The organism is Bradyrhizobium sp. UFLA05-89, assembly GCF_059803475.1.
On the sequence record NZ_JBANBA010000201.1, the window covers coordinates 1 to 7082 of the forward strand.

The following is a 7082-nucleotide window of genomic DNA, read 5'->3' on the forward strand; positions in this document are numbered from 1 at the left end:
GCTGGGCCAACGAGACCGACAATCTGTTCGACTGGTACCGGGAGGCATGATCACGGGACGTAGACGGGGTCTTTCCCTATGAGTCAGTATGTCCTGCGTCGCATCCTGATCGCCATTCCGAGCTTACTCGGCATTTCGCTGGTTTTGTTCGTCGTGCTGGCGCTCGCTCCGGGCGATCCGTTCTCGGAGCTGGCGACCAATCCGAATGTGCCGGCCGAGGTCGCTGCCGCGCTGCGGGCGAAGTTCGGCCTCGACGATCCGATCTATCTTCGCTACCTGCACTGGATCGCGGCGATGGCGCACGGCGACTGGGGCTTCTCCTTCGTCAGCCGGATGAACGTCGACCAGCTCATCCTCCAGCGCCTGCCGGCGACGCTCTACGTGGTCGGCTCGGCGCAGATCCTGGCGCTCCTGATCGCCATACCCGTCGGCGTCTTTGCTGCGACCAAGCCCTATTCGCTGTTCGACCAGATCGCCAACACGCTCGCCTTCGTCGGCTTCTCGCTGCCGACGTTCTTCACCGGCATCCTGTTCATCCTGATCTTCTCAGTGACGCTGGACTGGCTGCCCTTGGTCTATACCACCGACGTCAAGGGGACCGGCATCCACTGGGTCCTCGAGATGATCCGGCAGGCGATCATGCCGGTGGCGGTGCTCGGCCTGTTCCAGGCGGCGTCCATGACGCGCTTCGTGCGCTCGGCGATGTTGGATGTGATCCGGCTCGATTACGTCACCACCGCCCGCGCCAAGGGGCTCGGACAAGCCAAGGTGATCGTCAAGCACGTGATGCGCAACGCGATGATCCCGGTCGTCACGCTCATTGCGTTGCAGATGCCGGCCGTGTTCGGCGGCGCCATCGTTACCGAGCAGATCTTCCGCATCCCCGGTATCGGCTCGCTGCTGATCTCCTCCATTCTCGCCAACGACACGCCGGTGGTGATGGCCGTCACCTTCGTGTTCGCGTGCCTCGTTGTGCTCTTCAATCTCATTGCGGACGTCCTGTATGGCTGGCTTGACCCTCGCATCTCCCTCCGCTGAGAAGGCAACCAAGCGGGCGATCTATTCGCCTTGGCGCGAGACATGGCGGCGTTTTCGCCGTCATCGGCTCGCCGTGCTCAGCGCATTCCTGCTGCTGCTCCTGATCCAGGCGGTGCTGGTCGGCCCCTTCCTCTGGCGCGTCAAGATCAACGACATCGACATCGTGGCTGGGCTCCAGGGACCCTCGCTCGCTCATCCCTTCGGCACCGACGATCTCGGCCAGGATCTGCTGGCGCGCATGATCTATGGCGGCCGCATCTCGCTTGCGGTGGGGCTTGCCGCGATGCTGGTCTCGGTGTTCGTCGGCACGCTGATCGGCGCGCTCGCCGGCATGTCGCGCGGTGCGCTCGGCCATGGCTTGATGTGGCTCACCGATCTCTTCCTGTCGCTGCCGCCATTGCCGCTCTTGCTCCTGCTCATCTATCTCTTCCGCGACGGGCTGAAGGCGATGTTCGGTCCCGAAGGCGGCATCTTCATCCTGATCGTGCTCGTTATCGGCGGCCTGCGCTGGATGCCAGTCGCTCGCCTGGTGCGCGCGCAGTTCCTGTCGATCCGCGAGAAGGAATTTGTCGAGGCGGCACGCGCGCTCGGGGCGAGCCCGGTGCGCCAGGTAATGCGCCACATCCTGCCCAATGCCGTGGGGCCGGTAATCATTGCTGGCACCATCGACGTCGCGGCCGCGATCATCGCGGAATCGACGCTGTCCTTTCTCGGACTCGGTTTTCCGCCGGATACGCCGACCTGGGGACGGCTGCTCTATGATGCCAAGGATTTTCTCGACATCGGCCCGCACTGGGCGCTGTTTCCGGGCAGCGCGATCTTCATCGCCGTGGTGGCCATCAACTTCATCGGCGACGGCCTGCGCGACGCGCTCGATGCGCGACGGGTGATCTGATGGCGCCGCTGCTCGAAATCAAAGGTCTCAAGACCCACTTTTCGACGGACGACGGCATTTTGCAGGCCGTCGACGGCGTGGACATCTCCATCAACAGGGGCGAGACGCTCTGCGTCGTCGGCGAATCCGGCTGCGGCAAGACCGTGACCGCGATGTCGATCCTGAAGCTGATCGCGATGCCGCCCGGCCGCATCGCGGCCGGCCAGATCATCTTCGAGGGCCGCGATCTCGTGCCGCTGACGAGCAACCAGCTGGATGACATCAGGGCCAAGGAGATCGGGTTCATCTTCCAGGAGCCGATGACCTCGCTTAACCCCGTGCTGACCGTCGGCGAGCAGATCGCCGAGAGCCTGCGCCGCCACGAGGCGGTGACCAAGAAGCAGGCGCTAGAGCGCACCATCGAGATGCTGAAGTTGGTGCAGATCCCGAATGCCGAAGGCCGCGTTCATCACTATCCGCACCAGTTCTCCGGCGGCATGCGCCAGCGCGTGATGATCGCGATGGCGCTCGCCTGCAAGCCCAAGCTCGTCATCGCTGACGAGCCGACCACCGCGCTCGACGTCACCATCCAGGCACAAATCCTAGATCTCCTTCAGGACATGAAGGAGCGCTTCGGCATGGCGGTGATGCTGATCACCCATGCCATGGGCGTGGTCGCCGAGACCGCGCAGCGCGTGGTCGTGATGTATGCCGGCAAGGTGGTCGAGGAGGCGCTCGTCGACGATCTCTTCGGCGATCCCCGCCATCCCTATACGCAGGGCCTGATCCGCTCGATCCCGCGCATCGATCTCGACAGCGCGCACAAGACGCGCCTCGAGGCGATCGGCGGTTCGGTGCCAATCCTGATCAATCCGCCGGTCGGCTGTCGTTTTGCCCCACGTTGCCGTCATGCCATGAGCATCTGCACGGAGAAGGAGCCGCGCTTGCGCGAGATCGCGCCCGGCCATCGCATGGCCTGTCATCTGGGAGATACGAATCTGGGAGGCGCGGCATGAGCGAACCCTTGCTCCGCGTCAGCGGCCTGAAGAAACATTTCCCGGTGCTCGGCGGATTGTTGTCGCGCCAGGTCGGCAGCGTCTATGCGGTCGACGGCGTGTCGTTCTCGCTCAATCGCGGCGAGACGCTCGGCCTGGTCGGTGAATCCGGCTGCGGCAAGTCGACGACGGGGCGTTGCGTGCTGCGCCTGATCGAGCCGACCGACGGCGAGGTCGTATTCGAAGGCCAGGACGTGCGCAAGCTCGGCGGCAACGATCTGCGCACGATGCGGCGGAACATGCAGCTGGTGTTCCAGGACCCGTTCGCTTCGCTCAATCCGCGCATGACGGTCGGCGCCATCCTCGGCGAAGCCTTCATCATCCACAACCTCGCGCCATCGGCCAAGGAGCGCGAGGATCGCGTCGCGAGCCTGCTCGTGAAGGTCGGCCTTAAGGCCGAGCATATGCGGCGCTATCCGCACGAATTCTCCGGCGGCCAGCGCCAGCGCATCGTGATCGCGCGTGCGCTCGCGGTCGAGCCAAAACTGATCGTCTGCGACGAGCCGGTCTCCGCGCTCGACGTCTCGATCCAGGCGCAGGTGATCAACCTCTTGGAGGATCTCCAGGCCGAGCTGAACCTCACCTATCTCTTCGTCGCGCACGACCTCTCGGTGGTCGAGCACATCTCTGATCGCGTCGCGGTGATGTATCTCGGGCGCATCGTCGAGATCGCGAAGGCGAGCGACCTCTACCGCAATCCGCAGCATCCCTATACGAAGGCGCTGCTCTCCGCGGTGCCGGTACCGGACCCCAAGCTCAAGCGCAACCGCATCCGGTTGAAGGGCGACGTGCCGAGCCCGATGAATCCGCCAAAGGGATGTCACTTCCACACCCGCTGCCCGATTGCCCAGCCGCGTTGCTCGGAGAGCGCGCCGGAGCTGAAGGAAGGTGCGGGCGGGCACGCCGTGGCGTGTCATCTGGTCTGAGCTGTAGGGTGGCGGCGTAACGGGGTACGATCCCAAGGAATCGTCCCGAGGATCGTTCGGCGAGCGGGGGCCATGAGCCAAATACAGGATGTCAGTCTCGCTGGAGCCGAAGCACCGTCGGCCTCCCGTGCCGGGGATGTCGATACCATGGCACGCCGGGCTCTGTGGGGGTCGGCGCTGGGCTACGCCATGGATGGGTTCGACCTTCTCATCCTCGGCTTCATGCTGAGCGCGATCTCGAACGACCTCCATCTCACGCAACCCCAGGCGGCCTCGCTGGTGACGGGGACACTGGTCGGCGCGGTGCTCGGGGGCTTCGTCTTCGGCATGCTGTCGGACCGGCTTGGCCGGGTCCGCGTGCTGACCTGGAGCATCGTCCTGTTCGCGGTCTTCACCGGCCTCTGCGCACTCGCACAGGGCTATTGGGATCTCCTGACCTATCGGGCCATCGCCGGCATTGGTCTCGGCGGCGAGTTCGGCATCGGCATGGCGCTGGTGGCCGAGGCCTGGCCCGCGGAGAAACGCGCACGGGCCACATCCTATGTCGGTCTCGGCTGGCAGTTCGGTGTGCTCGTAGCGGCGCTGGTGACGCCGATCCTGCTGCCTCTCATCGGCTGGCGCGGGATGTTCGCACTCGGCGTGTTTCCGGCGCTGGTCGCCTATTTGATCCGGCGCAGGCTGCACGAGCCGGATGTCTTCACGGCGCACAAGGCGAAGCCGGCGGATGCAAGTTCTTCGCTCCGCGCGCTCATCGCCGACAGAGAGACGACCAAAATCAGCCTCGGGATGATCATCCTCTGCTCGGTGCAGAATTTCGGCTACTACGGCATCATGATCTGGCTGCCGAACTATCTCTCGACACGGTTCGGCTATGGGCTGACGCAATCGGCGGTCTGGACATCAGTCACCATTGCGGGCATGGCGCTCGGCATCTTCCTGTTCGGCAACGCCGCCGATCGCTTCGGCCGCCGTCCTGCGTTCCTGACCTACATGCTGGGCGCGGCCATCATGGTGGTGGTCTATTCGCAGCTGACGGCCGCGACGGCGCTGTTGATCGGCGGCGCCGTGATGGGCTTCTTCGTCAACGGCATGCTTGGCGGTTACGGCGCGCTGATGAGCGAGCTCTATCCGACCGCGGCGCGGGCCACCGCGCAGAACGTGTTCTTCAATATCGGTCGCGCGGTCGCCGGCTTTGGTCCGCTGGTGGTCGGCATCGTCAGCGCAGCCTATGGCTTTCCGACCGCGATCGCCGGACTCGCGCTGCTCTACTTGCTCGATATCGCGGCGCTGCTCGCGCTGATCCCCGAGCGCCGCGGCGTGGAGCTCGCTTGATGTGCGCTCACCGTCCGCCGAACGCTGCTGGGGCGCCGTGTCGGGCGGCTGTAATGCTGCGGCGGCGGGTCAGTTGATGCAGCACCGTGTCGATCGCCGGGACCGCTCCGGTCTCGCGAAGCCAGGTATCTGACAGCTCCCTCAGCTCGCCCGGCGTCAGGCCGAACTTGCGGCGGAACGCCCGGATGAAGGTCGAGTCGCTGCTGAACCGCAAGTCGACGGCGAGGTCGATCAGGCGCCGGTCCTGCGCGGCCGGAGAGATCAGGATCTTCAAAGCGAGATTCAGCCGCTGCTCTCTCACATAGTGGACAAGCCCGCCGTCGGCCTCGAACAACCGATACAGGCTCGCACGCGAGATCTGGAAGTGGCGGCAGAGCTCACCCGCCGTGAGCTCGTCGGTTTCGAGGTTGTCTGCGATGCGCCGCTTGATCATCGCAAGGTAAAGGTGTCGCTCGGCGCGGTCGACGCCGGCCGCAATGTCGGCTGCGCCGCCCGCAGCCGCGGCCATGATGTCGGCGATTGCCTCGATCGTGGCCTCGGCGCTGCCGCCTTCAGGGTCGGGCGGCAGTGCAAGCGCCGCAAAATGGTTGGCGAGCAGGCGCGCATGCGGGTGATTTGACGACAGCAAGGTAGCCGTCGCGGAATCCGGATGTGCGAGCCGCGGCGCCAGCATGGCACGTTGCAGGATGATCGCGATCAGGCGTGTGCGGTCGCCGCCGCCGCGAAACACCGTCCGGTTCGGCTGCGCCATGTCGAGCAGGCAGATGTCGCCCGGCCCCAACGTCACCTCGCGCGAGCCCGAGCTGAACTGCATCTCGCCTTCGACACAGAGCGTGACCTGGAAGTGGTCCATCGCGCCGCGGGCGACGTGCGCGGGAGTCCGGTCGTATTCCAGATCGGTGGAACGCGTGTCGACCAGCAATGCATTGCGGGTCATCATCGTGAGGCTGGTGACATGGAAATCGTCATCCGCGGTGAGCGGAATGACGTCGCAGATGTCGGTTGTCATCGCGCGCAATTGTGCGAGCGCATATGCCCCGCGCCCAGGAGTGTCCGCCAGCATGTTCACGTTCAAGGTTGCTCCGTCCATTCCCGATCACACCCGCGGCACGGACGAAGAGCGCACCGATATCGACGCGCTGACTTAGGCATTCGGACAATGGCGGGCAACCGTGCGGCAACGCTTGCGTCCAAACTGTGGTGCAATTGCATCAGTCGTTTCTCGAATCTGTGACTGAGACTCTGGGCACATCGGCACCGCAGGCGCGCGATTATGGTCCGCTTTTGCGTGGCAATGCCGAGTGCAGGCCGCAAAACCGGCGCCTATGCCCGGTGCGGAGTGAGGTTGGAATGCGGGTGGGAATGACGTCGAGTGGCCTGATGCGCGTGCGGGCTTTCTCGATCGCAGCCATTGGGTTTGCAATTGCCAATGTGACAGTTGCAAGCGTCGCGCAGGCCCAATGTGCCGGCAATACCTGCACCGTCACGATTGCAAGCGACCCCGGTACGTCTTCGAGTGGTGCGACGGGTGCAGCCGGAACGCTGAGCTACGCGCTCGCCTACGCCAATGCCCAGTCGGCGGCGGTCACGATCAACATTCAGACCAATGTGACGCTGTCCGGCCCACTGTCCCCGATCTTCAATTCGCTCTCGATCAACGGCAATGGTTACACCATCGATGGCGGCGGCACCCAGCGGATCTTTTTTGTCGGCGTGGACACTGCGACAAAGACCAGCGCGGCAGTGGCCGGCTCCATCGTGGCCCAGACGCAGAACGTCAGTATCAGTAATCTTACCTTGGCTAACGGCCTTGCCCAGGGCGGTGCAGGCGGCTCCGGCGGGGGCGGAGGACTGGGG

The 7082-nt window shown here is 64.6% G+C and carries 6 protein-coding genes and 1 pseudogene; 6 read left to right on the forward strand and 1 reads right to left on the reverse strand.

All coding sequences use genetic code 11. The features are described from left to right. Positions 1-78: 78 nt before the first annotated feature. From SO139_RS44920 to SO139_RS44940, 5 genes are all read left to right on the forward strand, one after another. On the forward strand, positions 79-1038 hold the full coding sequence (locus SO139_RS44920; protein WP_449379332.1) for an ABC transporter permease: 960 nt from the start codon (positions 79-81) through the stop codon (positions 1036-1038). Then, on the forward strand, positions 1004-1933 hold the full coding sequence (locus SO139_RS44925) for an ABC transporter permease (protein WP_498542051.1): 930 nt from the start codon (positions 1004-1006) through the stop codon (positions 1931-1933). Before SO139_RS44920 ends, SO139_RS44925 begins: the two co-directional genes overlap by 35 nt. Then, positions 1933-2928, forward strand: a complete 996-nt coding sequence (locus tag SO139_RS44930) for an ABC transporter ATP-binding protein (RefSeq protein ID WP_449379330.1) — start codon at positions 1933-1935, stop codon at positions 2926-2928. The genes SO139_RS44925 and SO139_RS44930 overlap by 1 nt, the downstream gene beginning before the upstream one ends. Beyond that, positions 2925-3893 carry an ABC transporter ATP-binding protein gene (locus SO139_RS44935; protein WP_449379329.1) on the forward strand — a complete coding sequence of 323 codons (969 nt, stop codon included), beginning with the start codon at positions 2925-2927 and terminating at the stop codon, positions 3891-3893. Before SO139_RS44930 ends, SO139_RS44935 begins: the two co-directional genes overlap by 4 nt. A gap of 72 nt (positions 3894-3965) precedes the next feature. Beyond that, complete coding sequence (locus SO139_RS44940; protein ID WP_449379328.1) at positions 3966-5225, forward strand: MFS transporter; 1260 nt, start codon at positions 3966-3968, stop codon at positions 5223-5225. A 7-nt stretch (positions 5226-5232) separates the two neighbouring features. On the opposite strand, the gene SO139_RS44945 is transcribed toward SO139_RS44940, so the two are convergent. After that, entirely contained in the window at positions 5233-6315 is a 1083-nt protein-coding gene (locus tag SO139_RS44945) for a helix-turn-helix domain-containing protein (RefSeq protein ID WP_474799420.1), read from the reverse strand. A gap of 290 nt (positions 6316-6605) precedes the next feature. Between SO139_RS44945 and SO139_RS44950 the strand changes: the two are divergent. Then, positions 6606-7082, forward strand: a pseudogene (locus tag SO139_RS44950) (hypothetical protein); the annotation flags it as partial.

Coding starts and splice junctions, on each gene's coding strand:
- SO139_RS44920 (WP_449379332.1), top strand. CDS start 79: ATGAGTCAGTATGTCCTGCGTCGCATCCTGATCGCCATTCCGAGCTTA.
- SO139_RS44925 (WP_498542051.1), top strand. CDS start 1,004: ATGGCTGGCTTGACCCTCGCATCTCCCTCCGCTGAGAAGGCAACCAAG.
- SO139_RS44930 (WP_449379330.1), top strand. CDS start 1,933: ATGGCGCCGCTGCTCGAAATCAAAGGTCTCAAGACCCACTTTTCGACG.
- SO139_RS44935 (WP_449379329.1), top strand. CDS start 2,925: ATGAGCGAACCCTTGCTCCGCGTCAGCGGCCTGAAGAAACATTTCCCG.
- SO139_RS44940 (WP_449379328.1), top strand. CDS start 3,966: ATGAGCCAAATACAGGATGTCAGTCTCGCTGGAGCCGAAGCACCGTCG.
- SO139_RS44945 (WP_474799420.1), bottom strand. CDS start 6,315: ATGGACGGAGCAACCTTGAACGTGAACATGCTGGCGGACACTCCTGGG.